An 18,952-nucleotide genomic window follows, 5' to 3' on the forward strand; every position below is an offset into this window, starting at 1 on the left:
AATGGAACCGATTACGGTCATTGGTGGTGGTTTAGCCGGTACAGAAGCGGCTTGGCAAATTGCCCGTGCCGGTCTGCCGGTGGTGCTGTATGAAATGCGCCCGCACGTGGCCAGTCCAGCCCACCATACGGCGGAGTTGGCAGAGTTGGTATGCAGTAATTCCTTTGGCGCCAAGGCGAGCGATCGCGCCACGGGGCTATTACACCATGAACTGCGTGCCCTTGGGTCACTGATTATTGCCACTGCCGATCGCCATCAAGTGCCTGCCGGCGGCGCCCTGGCGGTGGATCGCGCCCAGTTTAGTCGTGAGGTAACTGAAACCCTCGAAAGCCATCCCCTCGTGACAGTGCAGCGCGAAGAACTGCCCCGCCTCCCAGAAAACGGGATTGTGGTCTTGGCCACCGGCCCACTGACCAGTGAGGCCCTGAGTGCCGATCTTCAATGCTTTACCGGACTGGACTACCTGAGTTTTTTTGATGCCGCCAGCCCAATTGTGGTCGGGGAGTCCATTAACCGTGAGGTGGCCTTTTTGGCTTCCCGCTATGACCGCGGCGAAGCGGCTTATCTCAACTGTCCCTTCAGTGCTGAAGCATACCAGCGGTTTTGGCAGGCGCTTTGTGAAGCTGAACAAGCGCCCCTCAAGGACTTTGAGCGCGAGAATGCCCAATTTTTTGAGGCTTGCCTACCCGTAGAGGAATTGGCGCGGCGAGGGGTGGATACCCTGCGGTTTGGCCCTTTGAAACCTGTGGGCTTGCGGGATCCACGCACGGGGGAGCGTCCCTATGCGGTGGCACAACTGCGCCAGGAGGATCGCCATGGCCAACTGTGGAACTTGGTGGGGTTTCAAACCAATCTGCGCTGGGGGGAGCAGCAGCGGGTCTTTCGCATGATCCCCGGCTTAGAGCAGGCGGAGTTTGTGCGCATGGGGGTGATGCACCGCAATACCTTCTTAAATGCCCCGAAGTTGTTGAGGGCCAGTCTTCAGTTTCGCGATCGCCCCACCCTCTTGGCAGCGGGTCAAATTACCGGTACCGAAGGTTATACGGCGGCGGCAGCAGGGGGCTGGCTAGCGGGAACGAACGCAGCTCGCTTGGCACGGGGACTTGCACCCTTGGTATTGCCCCCAACAACGATGGCTGGTGCCCTCTTTCACTACATCAGTACTGCTGAGAGCAAAACCTTTCAGCCGATGCCCCCCAACTTTGGCATTTTGCCACCCCTAGAGCAACCAGTGCGTCAAAAGGCGTTGCGCTATGCCGCCTATCGCGATCGCGCCCTCAAAGATTTAAGCACCTGGGCAACAGCCATGTCGCTGCCCCTACAGCCTCTAGAGTTAGATGGGTGCAATCCTGCTGCCGTTGAAGCTGGAGCCTAAGATAAGCTGGGGGCAAGGTTGGCAAGCGATCGGGCCACTCAATGGCCACAATCCCGGGCTCAATTTCTTCGCCGAGCCAATAGCGTTCTGGCGCCAAGGCCGCCACTTCAGCAGGCGTCAGGCGATAGAGATCAAAGTGATAGAGGGGTACACGCCCTTCGGAATATTCCTGAATTAGGGTGAAGGTGGGGCTTTGAATGACATCTTCAATGTTCAATCCCTCCCCCAAGGCTTGCACAAACGTGGTTTTTCCTGCCCCTAGCTCTCCCGCCAACAGGAGCACTGTCCCCGGCGGCAGCCATGTCCCCCACTGGCGCCCTAAGGCTTGCAGTTCTGCCAAACTCAGGCTGAGGTTCGTCATTTAGGCTGGCACTGCTTCTAGGAGTCGCGAAAAGTAAAAGCGAGTTTTGGTCATGGCATTGCGCTCAATCCGCCAACCCAAGTTCCGCAAAATCTCCACAATAAATTCCTCACTGTGGAGATAGGCACGGGTGGCCTTGCTGGCGCCGGGGAAGAATTCACCAATCTTCTTCAGCAGCATATATTTTGGTGTTTTGGGGGCAAAGCTGAGGATCAGCCGCTCCATGGCCAAAGAACTCAAGTGGGCTAGCATCCCTGCCATTTGGTTGTCGGGATAGTGGATGAGGACGTCGAGGCAGATGACGGTATGGTATTTTCCCCGCAGGGCTTCAAGATCACTGACACTGAGGATGAGTTCATGGTGGCCATTCAACTGAACAGCGGCGCGATCGCGGGCTTCGGCCACCATTTTTTCGGAAATGTCGCTGGCATAGACCCGTGCCCCTAGCTTGGCAAGGGGAATACTTAAACTGCCGACACCGCAGCCAGCATCACAAATGAGTTGACCTTTGAGGGAGCCATCAGCGTTGAGCCATGCCAGGACGGTATCAATCGTTTGTTGGTGTCCCATGCGGATATCCGCCTGCACCTTGCTGACCTGGTCTGTGCCATAGATGCGTCGCCAGCGATCGAACCCAGTTGTGTTGAAGTAGTTTTGAACGATTGCCTTTTCGTCAGCCGTAGATTGCGTCATAAGTTCCCGATGAATCGTCATTGCCCCAATTATTGTGGCATAGGGGCTGTGGTTTGCAGTGCCAATCGGGTACTCACCAGCCCCAAAATGACGCCAATGATGATCAGGAACACACCTAAGCCCGCTGACCATTCAAGGGAAACTTTGCTGGCAAGGGCGCGAAAGCTGGTCTGTTGGGCTAGCCACTGCTGAAGCTGTTGACTACTTCCCCAACCAGCCATCCACGCCAAGGCACCGCCACCGCCACCTAGACTAGCCGCTTGAATAAATAGGGGCGTATAAATCCAAGTTTGGGTGGCACCCACGAGGGTCATGATCTCAATTTCGGGTTGGCGCACAAGAATAATCAGCCGCAAAATCGCGCTCACCAGAGCAACTACCGTTAAACTCAGTAGCAGCACCAAAATGAACGTGACGCCCCGCACCACCCGCTGCATACTTTGCAGGCCCGTTAGAGCGCGCTCAAGGTACTGCACAGACTCAATGCCTTCCTTTTGGGCAATTTGGTTAGCCAAGGGAGCCACCTGTTCGAGGCTCTGGGCGCGGATCTTGATTTCATCGCTGAGGGGATTGGTGTCAAAGAGGTCTAAACCGCCCTGTTCACTTTTAAGGCCTAAATCAGCTTGCAATTCTGCCCAAGCGCGATCGCGATCAATCCAATTCAAATCGGCTACCGCCGGTAATGCCGCCAACTGTTCCTTGAGGCTGGCTACTTTGGCTGCGGGAAGTTCAGGCGACACATAGGCAGTAATTTCTAAGCGATTGCCAAGGGACTCGACACTGGCGCCGAGGAGGTGGGACACTTGCCAGCCCCAACCAAAATAAACAGCGTCACAGCAACAGCAATCACAGCGGCGCCATTGAGCCAACCGCCGCGCCAGAGACTGCGGCGTACTTCCGAAAGCAAAAAGTCAAGGGTGGGTAAGGAACTCAAGTTTGCCATGGTGCAAATGGAGAATCCGATGGGGAACTAGGCGGGTCAAGGCTAAATCATGGGTAGTAAAGAGGACTGTTAACCCATGTTGATGCAGACGATGGAGCAGAGCAAGAATTTGCTGGCTGGTCTGGGGATCCAGATTACCGGTAGGTTCATCCGCTAGTAATAGCTCAGGACCACCGACAATGGCACGGGCAATGCTCACCCGCTGCTGCTCTCCCCCCGATAAAGATTGGGGATTGGCATTGGCTTTGTGGCTCAGTCCCACCAGTTTGAGCGCCGTTTGCACCCGCTGTTGAATTTCTGCTTTGGGAATACCGCGCACCAGCAGGGCAAAAGCCACATTTTCTGCAACTGAGCGATCGCCCAAGAGCTTAAAGTCCTGAAAAATGACCCCCAAGCGCCGCCGCAACTGTGCCATTCGCCGATCCTGCTGGGGATTGACCTCCTCGCCAAAGAGGCGAACGATGCCGTGATCGGGTCGCAGTTGACCGCAGAGGAGTTTTAAGAGGGTGGATTTACCCGACCCCGAGGCACCCGTCAGAAAATAAAAGTCTCCCCGTCGCAGCTGCCAACTGACGCGATGTAAGCAGGGCAACGCACCACCAAAGGACTTCGTGACTTGGTACAGTTCTGCAATGATGGCCCCCCTAGAGGTTGGTTCGTAGGGGGATACCACGGGGGTCACTGCTGTCATCGGGATGAGAAACGCTGTCGCCCATGCAAACGACTCAGGAGTGCTTTCCATGCAAATTGGGGTAGCGCCAGCATGCGCCGCCAACGCCAGGGTTCTTGGTAAAGACGGTAGAGCCACTCCAAATGGAGTTTTTGCATCAGTTTGGGTGCCCGCCTTTTAACCCCTGCCCAGACATCAAAACTACCGCCAACACCGACCCAAATCGCTTGGGGACAAATATGGCGGTGGCGATCGATCCAATATTCCTGACGCGGTACACCCAAAGCAACAAGGATAATATGGGGTTGGGTTTCTTTCAGCTTTTCAATGAGGGCAGCTTCCATATCCGCATCGTGGTAGCCCGACTGCACGCCAACAATCTTTAAGTTCGGCAGCTCTCGATGCCAGCGCTCAGCCACTTTTTCTGCTACCCCCGGTGCTGCCCCATAAAAGAAGACCCGTTTCGGCTGCGGAGAGTCATTGGCCAATCGCAGTAGGGCTTCGGCAAATTCAATCCCCGGTAGACGGCGCACAGAGAGGCCATGTAACCTCAGGTAGAGAATGACCCCCGACCCATCGGGAATCACCAAATCAGCACGGTGTAAAACGTCAGCAAACTCTGGTGTGCGCTCCGCCAGTATCACCATCTCTGAATTGAGCGTGATCACGTGTTGGCCATGACCATCTCGCTGTTGCATCAGCAACCACTCAGGGGCATTGTCCACCAAATGGAGGGGAAATCCCAAAACTGAGACTTTTGCCGGAATGGTCGGCATTACAAGGGGGTAACCCATAGGAAAGTTGAGCACAAGAGACACCCAGTATCTTACAGCCCTTCTCACAGCAGGTGAACACTCTGAGCAAAAGAGCGTGATAGACAGGAGAAGGCTGCCGTTGTGGACCCCTATCCTCTGGAAAAGGGCTATATCGCATATACAGGCTCACCGCCACGGGATATGCTTTGTTGAAATCCACGAAACCTGTTTGCTAGATTAGAGTCGTTATTAAGATTCGTAAACCTGGCTCTTATCGTGCCATTGAGCTACCTCACGAATCTGCCTTAATGACTTCCCTTCGGAGTTGAGTTTTATGACGATCGCGATTGGACGAGCGCCAGCAGAACGGGGATGGTTTGACATCCTCGACGACTGGCTCAAACGGGACAGATTTGTCTTTGTCGGCTGGTCAGGCATCCTGCTTTTCCCCTGCGCCTACCTGGCGTTGGGGGGCTGGCTGACCGGTACCACCTTTGTTACCTCCTGGTACACCCATGGCCTGGCCTCCAGCTACCTGGAAGGGTGCAACTTCCTGACCGTTGCCGTTTCCACCCCCGCCAACAGCATGGGGCACTCCCTGCTCCTGCTGTGGGGCCCTGAAGCCCAAGGGGACTTCACCCGCTGGTGCCAACTGGGCGGTCTGTGGACCTTTATTGCCCTGCACGGCGCCTTTGGTCTGATTGGGTTCATGCTGCGGCAGTTTGAAATTGCCCGCCTGGTGGGCATCCGTCCCTACAACGCCATTGCCTTCAGTGCCCCCATTGCCGTCTTTGTCAGCGTCTTCTTGATCTATCCTTTGGGGCAATCCAGCTGGTTCTTTGCCCCCAGCTTTGGGGTTGCCGCCATCTTCCGTTTCCTGCTATTTTTCCAAGGATTCCACAACTGGACCTTGAACCCCTTCCACATGATGGGGGTAGCCGGTGTGCTGGGGGGTGCCCTGTTGTGTGCCATCCACGGCGCCACAGTGGAAAATACCCTCTTCCAAGATGGGGAGAGTGCCAGCACCTTCCGAGCCTTTAGCCCGACACAGGCGGAAGAGACCTACTCGATGGTGACGGCAAACCGGTTCTGGAGCCAAATTTTTGGCATTGCCTTCTCGAACAAGCGCTGGTTGCACTTTTTCATGTTGTTTGTGCCGGTGACGGGGCTGTGGATGAGTGCGATTGGCGTGGTGGGTCTAGCGTTGAACCTGCGGTCCTATGACTTCATTTCGCAGGAGATTCGGGCCGCGGAAGACCCTGAGTTTGAGACGTTCTACACGAAGAACCTGCTGTTGAACGAGGGCATCCGTGCTTGGATGGCGCCCCAAGACCAACCCCATGAAAACTTTGTCTTCCCAGAAGAGGTACTCCCCCGTGGTAACGCTTTGTAGGGCGTAAGCAATCCTAGCCTTGAGTGTCCCTCCCCACTGGGGAGGGATTTTTTATGTCAAGGGAATAGGGGAAGTTCGTTAATAGACTTCCCCTGTTGATCTTTGGCAGAAAGGAGGGGTTCACCGTCAATTGGCCAGGTAATGCCAATGGTGGGGTCATTCCACAGCAGCGTATATTCATCCCCGGCATTGTAGTAGTCGGTGGTTTTGTAGAGGACTTGTGCCTTTGGGGATTTTACCCAGAAGCCATGGGCAAAGCCAGGGGGAATCCACAATTGCTGGAAGTTTTCGGCCCTCAGCCATGTTCCCACCCATTGCCCCCAGGTGGGTGAAGAGCGCCGCAAATCAACGGCCACGTCAAAAATTTCCCCCTCGATGACCCGAACGAGTTTGCCCTGGGGGTGTTGGTGCTGGTAGTGGAGTCCTCGCAAAACGCCCTGCCGAGAGGCGGAATGATTGTCTTGAACAAAGTTTACCGCCAAGCCTGTGGCCGCCATAAAGGCTCGTTGATTAAAACTTTCCAGGAAAAAGCCGCGTTGATCCCGAAAGACAGGGAGTTCCAAAAGCAGAACGTCAGCGATCGCCAGCGGTTGTACCTTGACCATGGATTCCTCCTGTCACTTCTGCCCAAACTTGCAAGAGATATTGGCCGTAGCTACTTTTGCGCAGGGATTGTGCCAGTTCATAAAGTTGCGCCGGTGTAATGTAGCCCTGATGTAGGGCAATTTCTTCTAAGCAAGCAACTTTCACCCCCTGTCGTTCCTCTAGGGTGCGAATAAAGCTACTGGCCTGTTGCAGCAGATCATAGGTACCGGTATCGAGCCACGCATAGCCGCGTCCGAGTAATTCCACCTGCAGTTGTTCCTTTTCTAGGTAAAGGCGGTTGAGGTCAGTAATTTCCAGTTCTCCCCGCGCTGAAGGTTGCAGCTGAGCTGCCAAATCGCACACCTGCTGGTCATAAAAATATATCCCCGGCACGGCATAGTTGGACTTGGGCACTGCTGGCTTTTCCTCGATACCGAGAACGCGACCGCTGGCATCAAATTCAATCACCCCGTACTGTTGCGGGTTGGCCACCCGGTAGCCAAAGATCAGGGCGCCTTTGGTGAGTTGAGCCGCTCGGCGCAACTTCTCTGAAAGATCATGGCCGTAGAGAAGATTATCCCCAAGGGTCAGGCACACAGGTTCCCCCTGCAAAAATTCGCGCCCCAAAATAAACGCTTCCGCTAAGCCATTGGGCTGCGGCTGCACACAATAGCTGAACGATAGCCCCCATTGCTGACCGCTGCCAAGCAGTTTCTCAAAAAGAGAGAGGTGCTCTGGGGTGGAAATAATGAGAATCTCCCGAATTCCCGCCAGCATCAAGATGGAGAGGGGATAATAAATCATCGGCTTATCGTAGATGGGCATCAGTTGTTTACTGACCACCCGGGTTAGGGGATACAGACGCGTACCTGAGCCGCCAGCGAGAATAATTCCTTTCATGGGCAATGAGCGAGAACGCTGCCGTAGTGAGTGACCAGCCAAGCCCGGTAATCAGCAGTGCGGGCGGCTTCCACCCAATCTTGGTGGGCAAGATACCACTGTACGGTTTTTTCTAGGCCACTCCTAAAGGTTTCTTGGGGCTGCCACCCCAGTTCCCGCTGAATTTTAGTGGCATCAATAGCGTAGCGGCGATCGTGACCGGGGCGATCGCTCACAAAGGTAATCAAACTGCGGTAATTTAAGCCAGACCGGGGTACCAGGGTTTGCAGCAGATCACAGAGGGTTTGCACAACCTCAAGGTTAGGCTTTTCACAATTGCCGCCAATGTTGTAGGTTTGGCCCACCTGTCCCTTTTGCCAAACGGTATAGACCGCACGGCAGTGATCCTCAACGTAGAGCCAATCGCGCACATTTTGTCCGTCGCCGTAAAGGGGCAGGGGGTGCCCCCCTAAGGCTTGGCAGATCACTAGGGGGATTAGTTTTTCTGGAAATTGGTAGGGACCGTAGTTGTTGGAGCAGTTAGTGGTGAGGGTGGGTAGCCCGTAGGTGTGGTGGTAGGCACGCACCAGATGATCAGAGGCGGCCTTTGAAGCAGCATAGGGGCTGTTGGGGGCATAGGGGGTGTCTTCTCGGAAAGGCGGATCTTCGGGGCCAAGAGTGCCATAGACTTCATCGGTGGAAATGTGAATGAAGCGAAAGGCCTCCTGGGCCCCGGAGGGGAGCTGTTGCCAGTAGGTTTTAACTTCTTCTAGGAGATTAGCTGTGCCCACAATATTGGTTTGGATAAAGTCGCGCGGACTATTGATGGAGCGATCGACATGGCTCTCAGCCGCAAAGTGAATGACAGCGGCGGGCTGGAAGGTTTGCAACAGGTCCCGGACAAGGGGGCGATCGCCCACATCTCCCCTCACAAATTGATAATTGGGCAGTTGCTCCAGCATGGCTAGGGTACCGGGGTGACAGGCATAGGTCACTTTATCAAGGTTGAGCACCGCCCCCCAGCCCTCCGTGAGGGCAAGCCGCACAAAGTTGGCGCCAATAAACCCGCCGCCACCTGTTACCAAAATCTTGATCATGGGCACTAACACCACCAGATTTTGGCTTGCATCATACCAAGACGAGACACCTGTTCAAAAAAAGAGGTTTACTAGAAATGAAGCTCCATATTTACTTAGGCGGATAACCATGGACAAATTTATGGCGGCAGCGATCGCTGAGGCAGAGCAAGGACTCAAAGAAGGTGGCATTCCCATTGGTTCCGTCTTGGTGCGCAATGGCCAAATCATTGGTCGTGGTCACAACCAGCGGGTACAGCGGGGCAGCCCAATTCTACATGCGGAGATTGATTGTCTGGCCAATGCCGGTCGCATCAGTTGCTATGACGATACGGTGCTCTACTCAACCCTGATGCCCTGCTATCTCTGTGCTGGTGCTGTGGTGCAGTTTGGCATCAAAAAGGTGATTGCTGGTGAATCCCAGACCTTTGCGGGAGCACGGGAGTTTATGGAAGCCCACGGCGTTGAGGTGATTGACCTGAACTTGGAGCGATGCCAGCAGCTAATGCGTGACTTTATTGCCCAGTATCCCCAGCTCTGGTTTGAGGACATTGGCAAACTCACTGCCAAAGAAGCCTAGCAAAATTTAGGAGACAGGAATACGCGGCAAGCGGTTCTTGAAGCCACAGAGAATTTCCCAAGTAATTGTGCCGAGGGCTTCCGCCCAAGTTTCCACCGTCAGGCAGTCGCCGCCATCTTCCCCAAGGAGGGTTACCACATCCCCCTCCTGGAGCCCATCAATGTCACTCACATCAATCATCAGTTGATCCATCGTAATTGCCCCCACTTGGCGCACCCGTTTTCCCTGGACGAGGACTTCGAGCTTGTTGGAAAGAAGACGCGGCACCCCATCGGCATAGCCAATGCCAACAACGGCAATTTTCATCGGCTGAGGGGCAATGAATTGATGACCGTAGCTAACGCCTGTACCAGCGGGAATCTCTTTCAAGAGGGTAATGCGCGATCGCACCTGCATGACGGGTCGCAGGGGCACTACATCCCGTAAATGGGACGCAGGATACACGCCGTAAAGGCTCAAACCAATGCGCACCATGTCGTAGTGGCTACTGCGGTTGGCCAATGTTGCTGCCGAATTGGCCATGTGACGGCGCACAGCACCTAAACCCAGGGCAGAAATTTGTTCCCATACCTGTTCAAAGTAGGCCTGCTGCTGCCGCATCAAACTGGCATCTGGATCATCGGCACTGGCAAAGTGGGAGTAAATCCCCTGAATGCGCAGGTGAGGTAGCCGCTGCACAAACTGCACAAAACCCACCGCATCCTGCCAGGGACAGCCCAAGCGAGACATACCCGTATCAATCATCAAATGGACATCAAGGGGTTCGCGCAGGCGATCGGCGTAGTCGGAGAAAATCAGGGCTTGCTTAGGTGTAGAGAGGGTAGGCTGCAGCTGCCACTCGGCCATCATCTGCACCTGGACGGGCAAATTGACGGATCCCAAGACCAAAATAGGCGCTGTAATCCCTGCCTGCCGTAGAGCAATCCCTTCCGGAATCGTTGCCACCCCTAGCCAAGTCGCACCGTGGGCTAAAACCGTCTGTGCTACAGTGAGTGCGCCATGACCATAGGCATCTGCCTTCACCACGGCTAAAAGTTCCGTTGTAGGTGCTAGCCACTGGCGCAAGCTGCGCGTATTAGCCGCCAAGGCTGCCAAATCAATTTCAATCCATGCGCGCTCACACTCATGGGAACTGGTGAGCTGTTCCTGACTGAGCATTGTTGTTCCTATCCTCACACCATAATTCCCCAGTAGGGGGTGACGAACCCTACAGCCACTGACAGTCTGTGATTCAATGTATATCACTCTATGTTCAGTCCTAGGGTCAACATTCGGTTCTTGGCAAAACCTGCTAGAGTGGCACTACAGCCCTTGCCAAGATATACAGTCCATCTAGGGGAGGCCTTTCTTCCCCAGAAGGGGGCTGGTGGTTTTGAGCGGGTTTCATTTCCGTAAAAAGGGCGGTAGATTGACTGTGGTTGCCCTCTTTCTGCACGGGGCAACGCCATTTTTGTTGGTGTGAGGTCGAGGTTCGAGTGGACAACTGGCACAAGATATCCCTAGGGCTCAATCCTCTGGGAGCAATTGGTGTGTTTGACAGTGGGGTGGGGGGCTTAACGGTTTTACAGGCACTCCAAAGCCTTTTACCCCAAGAATCCTTTCTCTACTTTGGGGATACGGCACGGTTGCCCTATGGGACTCGCCGCCGCAGTGAAATCCTCCAATATGTGCGGGAGATTCTAACGTGGATGCATTCCCAGGGGGTCAAGATGGCAGTGATGGCCTGCAATACCAGTTCAGCCCTTGCCTTGACACAAGTGCGCAGTGAGTTTTCCTTTCCGATCCTGGGTTTGATTGTCCCCGCTGCCAAAATGGCGGTCACGCTGGGAAAGCGTATTGGTGTTATTGCCACTCCCGCAACCGTTAAAAGTGGTGCCTATGCACGGGCACTTCAGGAACTCTCCCCCACCGTGGCGATCGCCCAAGTGGCTTGTCCTGAGTTTGTCCCCCTGGTGGAAAGCAATTGCCTAGAGGGCGATCGCGTCCATCGCATTGTTCGTCAAACCCTAAGCCCTCTAGTGGAATTTGACCCCGATACCCTCATTTATGGTTGCACCCATTACCCCCACCTACGTCATGTGATTGAGCAGTATTTGCCCACAACGGTTCATCACCTTGATCCTGCCCATGCAGTTGCCCGTGCCGCCGTGGGCAAACTAGAGGCCATGAATTTGGCGACTCCCTGCCCCCAAGGCCAAGTGCAATTTTATGTCAGTGGGATACCCGAACAATTTGCCCAGTTAGCGAGTCAGTGGCTGGGATACTACCCAAGGGTAGAACATTTGCCCTTAAGTGTCTTAAGCCAATGCCACCCGCCCTTAGAGATAACCGTACCGCCACCGGCGGCCTCCGCGGTTGTTGCCAGCTAGGTGCCCTTGGGAATTTTGGCAGAATAGAACTGTGCCATCTGGCCGTGTTGTCTATTCACCCCCCTTGGAGGATTCCCGTGAGTAGTACTAGTAATTTTCAAGAGGCGATTCGCGAAGCGCGCAGTAGCACGGTTGTCGGTCCTAATGTTATTCGCAATGCCCTACCCTTTTTGGGTGGGGGTCTCATCCTCACCGCCATCGGCAGCTGGGGCGGTCTTGGGGTTCTCAGTGCCGCCCCCCAACTGTTCATGGCCACATTCATTGGGGCAATTATTGCTGAGCTGGTGCTCTTTTTTGTGGCGCAGGGAGCGGCTCGCAAAGGGAATAATGGGCTGGCACTGCCCCTGTTGGCCACCTACAGCCTCCTGTCGGGCTATACCCTTTCTGGTTTGATTGCGGTTGCCCTCAGTACAGTGGGCATTATGGGCATTATCATTGCCGCTGCGGGCTGTGGCATCACGTTTATGGCCGCTAGCCCTATTGGCTCGAATCTGTCGGAGCGCGATGGCTTTGCCCTTGCCAAAACGGTACAACTAGGGCTCATTGCCCTGCTGGTGGTGCTGCTTCTCCAGTTCGTCTTCAGCTTCTTTGGTGTCTTTACGCCTACGTTTCTGGAAATTGCGATTTCCGGCATCGGCGTGGTGCTCTTTGTGGGGGCTGCGGTGGTGGACTTCTTTGTGCTGCCCCGCACCTACCGCGACGATCAGTATCTCTCTGCTGCCCTTTCGATGTACTTGACCTACATCAACCTGTTTATCTTTATCCTGCGGTTACTGATTGCCCTCAATCGCAGTCGCTAGAAGCGCAGGTGACACTGGGCATGATCCCGTAGCAGATGGTCACAGAGAACCAGAGCCACCATTGCTTCAACCATCGGCACCGCCCGCGGGAGCACACAGGGATCATGCCGCCCTTTTGCGGCTAAAATTGTCTCTTCACCCGCTTGGTTCACGGTCTTCTGCGCTTGACCAATGGTTGCCGTGGGCTTAAAGGCTACCCGTAAAATAATGTTTTCACCATTGGAGATGCCCCCCTGAACCCCCCCGGAGCGATTGGTACGGGTCCGAATTCGCCCCTGTTCATCGGTGTAGAACTCATCGTTGTGCTCTTGACCCGTGAGCAGGGTACCGGCAAAGCCAGAGCCAATCTCAAAGCCCTTACTGGCAGGCAGGGACATCACCCCCTTGGCTAGATCCGCTTCCAGTTTGTCAAAAACCGGTGAGCCCAAGCCCACAGGGACATTGCGAACCACACACTCAATGACACCGCCAATGGAGTTCGCCTGCCGCCGTACTTCGTCCACCAGGGCAATCATTTTTTCGGCGGTGGCGGCATCGGGACAGCGCATGATGTTGGCCTCAACGGCAGCGGCGGCAACGGTATCGGGATCCACAACCGCCTCAATATCCTTAACCCGCTTGACGTAGGCAATAATTTCCGTACCCGCCACCTGGGTAAGAATTTTGCGGGCGATCGCCCCCCCTGCAACCCGCCCAATGGTTTCCCGGGCCGAGGAACGCCCACCCCCTTGCCAGTTGCGAATACCGTACTTGGCGTCATAGGTGGCATCCGCATGGGAGGGGCGATAGACCTGCGCCATTTCCGCATAATCTTCAGGGCGAGTATCCCTGTTGCGCACCAGAATGGCAATGGGGGTGCCCAGGGTTTTGCCCTCAAAGACGCCGGAGAGAATTTCACAGCGATCGCGCTCTTGGCGAGGGGTCGTGAGACGACTTTGACCGGGGCGGCGGCGATCCAGTTCCTTTTGAATATCGACTTCCGAGAGTTCTAGCCGGGGAGGGCAGCCATCCACGACAACCCCCACCCCACCCCCGTGGGATTCGCCAAAGGTGGTGACGCGAAATAGATGCCCAAAGGTATTGCCCATACTGCTGTTCAACCCTACGATCTGCTTACCCGAAAGGCCATACCACAGCCACAGGTTTGACTGGCATTGGGATTGTGGAAGCGAAAGGCGCCCCCCATTAAGTCTTCAATGTAATCTACCCGCAAACCCCGCAATACCTCCGCCGCTTCAGCCGCGATCGCGATCGTCCAGCCCTGGGACTGGGTAAGCAAATCCGTCGGTTTAGGTTCAGCCACAAGAGCCAGATCATAGCGCCAGTCACCGCACTCACTGGGTTGTACCTGAATCCGCAGAATGGCTGCCAGGCCTCGACTAACGCCGTGGGCTTGGAGACGTTCCAACTCTTGAATAGCTGCGGGGGTCAATTCCACCATCTTGCACAAAACTAGGGGGAACCCTCAGTATATCGTGGTTTGAGGAGGTTGGTTAGAGCCGTCTTGGCGTTGGGGTAGTCAAATTGAAAGCCCACAGCCAGCGTCCGCTCCGGCAAGACCCGCTGCCCCTTGAGCACCACATCAGCCCCTTCCCCAAGCAGCAGTTGCAGCACTGGGGGGGGCACAGGCAACCATGCGGGGCGTTGCATCACCTCTGCTAATACACGGCAAAAGTCTACCATTCTCAGTGGCTCCGGGGCAGTGGCATTGTAAACCCCCTGCATTCCCCCGTGATCCACAGCAGTCAGAATAAGGCGCACTAAGTCCTGCTGATGAATCCAGGAAAACCACTGCTGACCAGACCCCAGAGGCCCTCCCAGATACCACTGAAAGGGCAATAGAAGCTTGGCCAGTGCTCCCTGCTCCCCAAGGACAATGCCAAAACGGAGAATCACTAACCGCACGCCTAAATCCGTGACCCCTTGGGCAGCGGCTTCCCAGTCCACACAGACCTTGGCTAGAAAATCATTTCCCGCAGCATGGGTTTCAACAAAGGTTTCTGTATCACTGGTGCCGTAGTAGCCAATGGCAGAGGTGGAGACCAACACCCGCGGTCGCTGTTGACATTGGGCGATCGCCTGTACTAACTGCTGCGTCCCTACCACGCGACTGTCGTAGATCTCCTGCTTGCGCTGAGCTGTCCAGCGGCCATTGGCAAGGGGTTCACCTGCCAAGTTAATGACTGCATCCGCCCCCTCAAGGGCAGAGAACCAATCCCCGGCGGCCTTGGGGGTGTAGCCCACCAGTTCCACACGGGGCATGCCAGCAAATTGCTTGGCGGCTTTCCCAGGGGAGCGTACTAGGGCAACTACTTGATCGCCGCGATCGCCGAGGGCTTTGATGACCTGCTGCCCCACAAATCCAGTAGCGCCGGTTACAACGACTCTCATAAATGCCTATCCATGGGTTGCGCTGGCGGTTTTTGCCTCAAGGGCTGCCACTACCGGTTGCCACTCTGGGCCGTAGCGCTGCCGTAGGGCTTGCCAAGCGGCCACTTGGCCTTCAGCATACTCGCCGGGTTTGCCCCACTGCAAAAAGGCACTGAGGACAGATTTTTCATTGCTATCGAGAAAGCGAATGGCATAGGTGGGAAAATTCCCCCGTTTGGCTTGCCCCTCCTCAAAGCGGATTTTGGCCACCTGATCCATATTCAGGTGAAACTCAAAGTCCTCGGTGTGCATATTGGCATAGCGCCCCTTGGGCAGTTCGGCATAGAAGATCTTGGTGAGGGGCGATCGCACCTCCAAAACCGCAACATCATTGGTGACGACAAGGCGCAGTAGCCCCAGTTGCTCGCAATCCCTGAGGAATTGCTGGAAGGAGGGAGAAGAATTGGACATTGTTGGTGCATCAGCTATGAACGCTTCTTCCACTGTGACGCACAGGGGATGCCGATGCAAGCCTACCGAGTGAGCTCTCTATTTTGCCTGAGCCAAGTGCAGCACAACTCCCAGACCCGCCCCCATATCCTCTGGAGTGACCTTACCATCGTGGTTGGCATCGAGGGCATCAAAGACTGCATCGGTGCCGAGCCACTCTTCGCGGGTAATAATGCCATCGCCGTCAAGATCATAAACATGGAAGAGTTCTTCAGCAGCATGGGTGAGGGTTGCTTCCCCCTCGATACGGGCCAGGTGCCGGCTCAGGAGATCTTCAAGGGTTTCCAGAGCTTTGGTAAAGCCTTTAATCCCTTCTTCGAGTTTTTCACTGGCCATCTCATCAGCCGCGTGCATCTTGCGGAAGGTGGCCTCATCCATGGGAACTTTTTCAATGTCGAGGGTGGCAGCGATCGCCGGATCCAGCTTGCGCTTTAGCTCGCCCCTCGTGTTTTGCAGCTCTTGCAGCAGGGCCGGTGAAATCGTCAACAGATCACAACCTGCCAGTTCAATAATTTCGCCAATGTTGCGGAAGCTGGCCCCCATCACTTCCGTGGGATAGCCAAATTTCTTGTAGTAGTTGTAGATTTTGGTGACGGAGATCACCCCCGGATCCTCAGGCCCCGGATACTCAGCACGGCCCGTTTTTTTCTTGTACCAGTCGAGAATGCGACCCACAAAGGGGGAAATCAGTGTCACACCCGCCTCAGCGCAGGCGATCGCCTGATGGAAGCCAAACAGCAGTGTTAAATTGCAGTGAATGCCCTCTTTCTCGAGAATTTCAGCAGCGCGGATACCTTCCCAGGTGGAGGCAATTTTAATCAGCACGCGATCGCGCCCCACGCCGGCGGCTTCGTATTGGCCAATCAACTCCCGCGCCTTTTGTACTGTCGCTGCCGTATCGTAGGAGAGCCGCGCATCCACTTCCGTTGAGACCCGACCGGGGATAATCTGCAAAATTTTCAAGCCAAAGGCCACCGCCAAGCGATCCACAGCAAGGGAGACAATCTCGCGGGGAGTGGCACCAGACCCCAAATCCGCTTTGGCTTGGCGCAGGGTTTCATCCACGATGGGCTGGTACTCCTTCATTTGGGCAGCAGCAGTAATCAACGAGGGATTCGTGGTGGCATCGCGGGGGGTAAATTTTTGGATGGCGAGGATGTCTCCCGTATCAGCGACCACCACGGTCATTTGTCGCAACTGTTCCAGCAAGTTCATGAGACAGGTCTCCCAAACGTGTCCCTTTCATTATGGTTCGCCCACCCAAGGGTAGGGGAAAGCGCCGTAACAAAGCGCAATATGTCATCTTTAGGCTCCCTAGGGGGCTCTAGGTGCAATCGCTGAGGGACCAACCTTGTGCCTCCACCCGCGATCGCCAATGCTGCCAGTGCTGCTGAAGTTCCTGACCCGTTTCGGGAGTATTGAGGTGATTGCGCCAAAGAATCAGGGCATCTTCTGGGGGGTTGTCGTAGTAGTGGGGACGCCGTCCAACCAGCTCAAAGCCAAAGTGCTGATAGAGGCGTTGGGCCGCTTCATTGCTAGCCCGTACTTCCAAAGTTGCCCACTGGCGATCGCCCCCCTGGTGCCCCAGTTGCAAGAGCCGACACAGGAGTAAGCCCGCCAAACCCTGTCGCCGGCACTGCGGATGCACCATCAACAGCACCAGGTGCAATTCATCGGCAATTCCCCAGCTCACACCACAGCCCCACACCTGATCAAGGGTGGCCACCACCAGCAGCGTATGGTGGGAATTTTCCAATTCACGGGCATAGCCTTGGTGCGACCAAAAGCCCCCCAGACACACCTGATCCAGTTGAACAATGCTATCTAAATCCTTAATCGTTGGGCGTCGTAATTCTAATTGCCCCATGGCCGTTGCCTGGAAGGGAGAGTGCTATCATGCAGAGGAAATGGTACCGTGTCGTAGCGCTATGGCAGAAGAAACGCCCACGCAAGCTCCAAAGAAAGAAAAGCCTCCCGCCATTGAGGATAAACCCTTTGCTGAGTTTATTCACGAGGCTTTTTTACCTGCTCTTAAGAACGCCCTCAGCGCCAAGGTGGGGGATGTGACCCTGCGTCTAGAGGACAATACCGTGATTGGTGAGTGGAGCAAGGGAATGTATCAGTTTCGCCTCTACTTCCTAGAGGGGAATATCCAAGGACCGAAGGCCTTTGTCTGTAGCAGCGGCGGCATTGCCCCCAGCACCATTGAACCCTTTTTGGGGGATGAGCGCAAAGTGACACTGGATCTCCTGGTCTTTGGGGTCATGCAGCGCCTGAATGGCCAAAAGTGGCTGGGAGGAAATTAGGCGGTGGCAACTGCTGTGCGCGTGGGCGATCGCGCCCCTGACTTTGAACTCACGGCCGCCGATGGCCGCAGGCTGAAGCTCTCCGACTTTCGTGGCAAAAAGAACGTTGTCCTCTACTTTTACCCAGCTTCAGAAACCCCCGGCTGCACCATTCAAGCCTGTGCCTTTCGCGATGCCTACAGCATCTTTCAAGAACTGGGTGCCGAAGTAATTGGCATTAGTGGCGATTCTGTGGCCCGACAGCAGGACTTCCAGAAAAATCACCAGCTCCCCTTTCTTGTCCTTAGTGATCCCGACAACAAGGTTCGCCAGCAGTATGGTGCCTCTTCTCTATTTGGCCTCTTTCCCGGCCGGGTCACCTATGTCATTGACAAGGAGGGCGTGGTGCGCTACGTTTTTGACTCCATGCTCAACTTCAAAGCCCACGTGGACGAGGCGCTCAAGATTTTGCGCCAGTTGTGAAAAAAAGGAGCGATCGCCATCACCACCCCAGCGTAACTGAGTTCACTGCCCAGGCCTACTCCCTAGGGCTACGCTAGAGCCATGATTCTTAGGAGTTTGGCCATGCGTTCCTGCCTTGCCCTTGTGCCTGCGGTGACCTTCTTTTTATTGCCCCTTAGTTTTCTCAGCCTTGCCCAGGGAACACCCCCTGTGGTTAACCAACATTCCAGTCTTGTGGCGCGGCTGCGGGCGAATTTGCCAAACCGTGGTGTTCCTGGCAGTCGCTTTGGTGGAGCAACCCGTGGTGCCTGTGTCACTGGTAATGAACGTTTAACCGCCCTGCTTCCCGATACTCATTTTGGCCAAACCGCTGTGGCTGCCCCCACTCTCTTTGTTTTTGTGCCTAAGAGCAAAGCCACCCAAGGGGAAGTGACGATTGCGGATGCTGAGCAGCGTCCCCTAGCAACAATGGTCGTGAATCTGCCCACTGAACCGGGGATTCTGGCACTGAGGCCCAATGTGCAACTCCAAGCTGGCCAAGACTACCGCTGGACCTTTACCCTGCTGTGTGGTGCTGATGCCGATGATCCCTCCGCTTTTATCTCTGTTAGTGGGGTGATTTCACGGGTGCAGACCGCCACGGATGTGGCCAAGAAACTTCAGGGCAAGAGTGGGAGCGATCGCCTTGGGGCAGCAGTTGATGCGGGCCTTTGGTACGAAACCTTGGCGATTTTGGCCGAGCTGCAGGGGAATGCAGTCACGCGGAATCTAGCCCGCAGCCAATGGGTCGCCATATTATCTGCCGTTGGTCTCGGGAGTATTGCTCAAGCGCCCCTAGTACAATAA

The 18,952-nt window shown here is 55.2% G+C and carries 24 protein-coding genes; 8 read left to right on the plus strand and 16 right to left on the minus strand.

From position 1 onward, the window contains the following. Position 1 precedes the first annotated feature (1 nt). On the plus strand, positions 2-1,375 hold the full coding sequence (gene trmFO / locus NK55_RS07205) for an FADH(2)-oxidizing methylenetetrahydrofolate--tRNA-(uracil(54)-C(5))-methyltransferase TrmFO (RefSeq protein WP_024125101.1): 1,374 nt from the start codon (positions 2-4) through the stop codon (positions 1,373-1,375). Here trmFO and tsaE read toward each other — a convergent pair. Genes tsaE through NK55_RS07230 form a run of 6 tightly spaced genes read right to left on the minus strand, consistent with a single transcriptional unit; the run spans position 1,278 to position 4,851 of the window. Further along, positions 1,278-1,736, minus strand: a complete 459-nt coding sequence (gene tsaE / locus NK55_RS12735; RefSeq protein ID WP_024125102.1) for a tRNA (adenosine(37)-N6)-threonylcarbamoyltransferase complex ATPase subunit type 1 TsaE — start codon at positions 1,734-1,736, stop codon at positions 1,278-1,280. The genes trmFO and tsaE overlap by 98 nt on opposite strands. Continuing rightward, positions 1,737-2,429, minus strand: coding sequence for a magnesium protoporphyrin IX methyltransferase (gene bchM / locus NK55_RS07215; RefSeq protein WP_024125103.1), 693 nt, complete (start codon positions 2,427-2,429; stop codon positions 1,737-1,739). A gap of 29 nt (positions 2,430-2,458) precedes the next feature. Next, positions 2,459-3,232: an ABC transporter permease gene (locus NK55_RS07220; RefSeq protein ID WP_041429130.1), complete on the minus strand. Its 774-nt coding sequence runs from the start codon at positions 3,230-3,232 to the stop codon at positions 2,459-2,461. Beyond that, positions 3,184-3,372: a hypothetical protein gene (locus NK55_RS13500; protein ID WP_162147177.1), complete on the minus strand. Its 189-nt coding sequence runs from the start codon at positions 3,370-3,372 to the stop codon at positions 3,184-3,186. The genes NK55_RS07220 and NK55_RS13500 overlap by 49 nt, the downstream gene beginning before the upstream one ends. After that, positions 3,341-4,063, minus strand: a complete 723-nt coding sequence (gene ftsE / locus NK55_RS07225) for a cell division ATP-binding protein FtsE (RefSeq protein WP_024125104.1) — start codon at positions 4,061-4,063, stop codon at positions 3,341-3,343. Before ftsE ends, NK55_RS13500 begins: the two co-directional genes overlap by 32 nt. Then, positions 4,060-4,851, minus strand: coding sequence for a WecB/TagA/CpsF family glycosyltransferase (locus NK55_RS07230; RefSeq protein WP_255325229.1), 792 nt, complete (start codon positions 4,849-4,851; stop codon positions 4,060-4,062). The genes ftsE and NK55_RS07230 overlap by 4 nt, the downstream gene beginning before the upstream one ends. 280 nt (positions 4,852-5,131) lie before the next feature. Here NK55_RS07230 and psbD point away from each other — a divergent pair, with 280 nt between their 5' ends. Continuing rightward, positions 5,132-6,190 carry a photosystem II D2 protein (photosystem q(a) protein) gene (gene psbD, locus NK55_RS07235; RefSeq protein ID WP_024124638.1) on the plus strand — a complete coding sequence of 353 codons (1,059 nt, stop codon included), beginning with the start codon at positions 5,132-5,134 and terminating at the stop codon, positions 6,188-6,190. A 56-nt stretch (positions 6,191-6,246) separates the two neighbouring features. Here the strand turns inward: psbD and rfbC are convergent, their stop codons facing one another. Genes rfbC through rfbB form a run of 3 tightly spaced genes read right to left on the minus strand, consistent with a single transcriptional unit; the run spans position 6,247 to position 8,751 of the window. After that, positions 6,247-6,795, minus strand: coding sequence for a dTDP-4-dehydrorhamnose 3,5-epimerase (gene rfbC / locus NK55_RS07240; RefSeq protein ID WP_024125106.1), 549 nt, complete (start codon positions 6,793-6,795; stop codon positions 6,247-6,249). Then, complete coding sequence (gene rfbA, locus NK55_RS07245; RefSeq protein WP_024125107.1) at positions 6,764-7,675, minus strand: glucose-1-phosphate thymidylyltransferase RfbA; 912 nt, start codon at positions 7,673-7,675, stop codon at positions 6,764-6,766. The genes rfbC and rfbA overlap by 32 nt, the downstream gene beginning before the upstream one ends. Next, the gene (gene rfbB, locus NK55_RS07250; protein WP_024125108.1) at positions 7,672-8,751 is read right to left on the minus strand and encodes a dTDP-glucose 4,6-dehydratase; all 1,080 of its coding nucleotides are present in this window, start codon (positions 8,749-8,751) and stop codon (positions 7,672-7,674) included. The genes rfbA and rfbB overlap by 4 nt, the downstream gene beginning before the upstream one ends. A 109-nt stretch (positions 8,752-8,860) precedes the next feature. Here rfbB and NK55_RS07255 point away from each other — a divergent pair, with 109 nt between their 5' ends. After that, entirely contained in the window at positions 8,861-9,310 is a 450-nt protein-coding gene (locus NK55_RS07255; protein WP_024125109.1) for a nucleoside deaminase, read from the plus strand. A gap of 6 nt (positions 9,311-9,316) precedes the next feature. Here the strand turns inward: NK55_RS07255 and alr are convergent, their stop codons facing one another. Next, positions 9,317-10,468 carry an alanine racemase gene (gene alr, locus NK55_RS07260; RefSeq protein WP_024125110.1) on the minus strand — a complete coding sequence of 384 codons (1,152 nt, stop codon included), beginning with the start codon at positions 10,466-10,468 and terminating at the stop codon, positions 9,317-9,319. 371 nt (positions 10,469-10,839) lie between these two features. On the opposite strand from alr, the gene murI reads away from it, so the two are divergent. Both murI and NK55_RS07270 read left to right on the plus strand, forming a co-directional pair. Then, positions 10,840-11,679: a glutamate racemase gene (murI, locus tag NK55_RS07265; RefSeq protein ID WP_255325230.1), complete on the plus strand. Its 840-nt coding sequence runs from the start codon at positions 10,840-10,842 to the stop codon at positions 11,677-11,679. Between the two features lie 77 nt (positions 11,680-11,756). Then, a complete protein-coding gene (locus tag NK55_RS07270) occupies positions 11,757-12,479 on the plus strand; it encodes a Bax inhibitor-1 family protein (protein WP_024125112.1) in 723 nt (240 codons plus the stop codon). On the opposite strand, the gene aroC is transcribed toward NK55_RS07270, so the two are convergent. The 6 genes from aroC to rimI form a co-directional block, all read right to left on the minus strand. Next, positions 12,476-13,567 carry a chorismate synthase gene (gene aroC / locus NK55_RS07275; protein WP_024125113.1) on the minus strand — a complete coding sequence of 364 codons (1,092 nt, stop codon included), beginning with the start codon at positions 13,565-13,567 and terminating at the stop codon, positions 12,476-12,478. The two genes, NK55_RS07270 and aroC, sit on opposite strands and share 4 nt — an antisense overlap. Before the next feature lie 14 nt (positions 13,568-13,581). Further along, positions 13,582-13,920 (minus strand): iron-sulfur cluster assembly accessory protein, encoded by a 339-nt coding sequence (locus tag NK55_RS07280; protein WP_024125114.1) that lies wholly within the window; start codon positions 13,918-13,920, stop codon positions 13,582-13,584. 11 nt (positions 13,921-13,931) lie between these two features. Next, positions 13,932-14,870 carry a TIGR01777 family oxidoreductase gene (locus tag NK55_RS07285; protein WP_024125115.1) on the minus strand — a complete coding sequence of 313 codons (939 nt, stop codon included), beginning with the start codon at positions 14,868-14,870 and terminating at the stop codon, positions 13,932-13,934. A gap of 6 nt (positions 14,871-14,876) precedes the next feature. Then, positions 14,877-15,320 (minus strand): ChuX/HutX family heme-like substrate-binding protein, encoded by a 444-nt coding sequence (locus tag NK55_RS07290; RefSeq protein ID WP_024125116.1) that lies wholly within the window; start codon positions 15,318-15,320, stop codon positions 14,877-14,879. A gap of 78 nt (positions 15,321-15,398) precedes the next feature. After that, positions 15,399-16,574, minus strand: coding sequence for a transaldolase (locus tag NK55_RS07295; protein WP_024125117.1), 1,176 nt, complete (start codon positions 16,572-16,574; stop codon positions 15,399-15,401). Positions 16,575-16,683: 109 nt separating this feature from the next. Further along, positions 16,684-17,226 carry a ribosomal protein S18-alanine N-acetyltransferase gene (gene rimI / locus NK55_RS07300; RefSeq protein ID WP_024125118.1) on the minus strand — a complete coding sequence of 181 codons (543 nt, stop codon included), beginning with the start codon at positions 17,224-17,226 and terminating at the stop codon, positions 16,684-16,686. A gap of 40 nt (positions 17,227-17,266) precedes the next feature. Here rimI and NK55_RS07305 point away from each other — a divergent pair, with 40 nt between their 5' ends. The 3 genes from NK55_RS07305 (at position 17,267) to NK55_RS07315 (ending at position 18,952) form a co-directional block, all read left to right on the plus strand. Beyond that, positions 17,267-17,665 (plus strand): DUF2996 domain-containing protein, encoded by a 399-nt coding sequence (locus tag NK55_RS07305; RefSeq protein ID WP_051372892.1) that lies wholly within the window; start codon positions 17,267-17,269, stop codon positions 17,663-17,665. Between the two features lie 3 nt (positions 17,666-17,668). Next, the gene (locus NK55_RS07310) at positions 17,669-18,127 is read left to right on the plus strand and encodes a peroxiredoxin (RefSeq protein ID WP_024125120.1); all 459 of its coding nucleotides are present in this window, start codon (positions 17,669-17,671) and stop codon (positions 18,125-18,127) included. Positions 18,128-18,229: 102 nt separating this feature from the next. Beyond that, on the plus strand, positions 18,230-18,952 hold the full coding sequence (locus NK55_RS07315; RefSeq protein ID WP_024125121.1) for a DUF928 domain-containing protein: 723 nt from the start codon (positions 18,230-18,232) through the stop codon (positions 18,950-18,952).

This window comes from Thermosynechococcus sp. NK55a (assembly GCF_000505665.1).
GTDB lineage: Bacteria > Cyanobacteriota > Cyanobacteriia > Thermosynechococcales > Thermosynechococcaceae > Thermosynechococcus.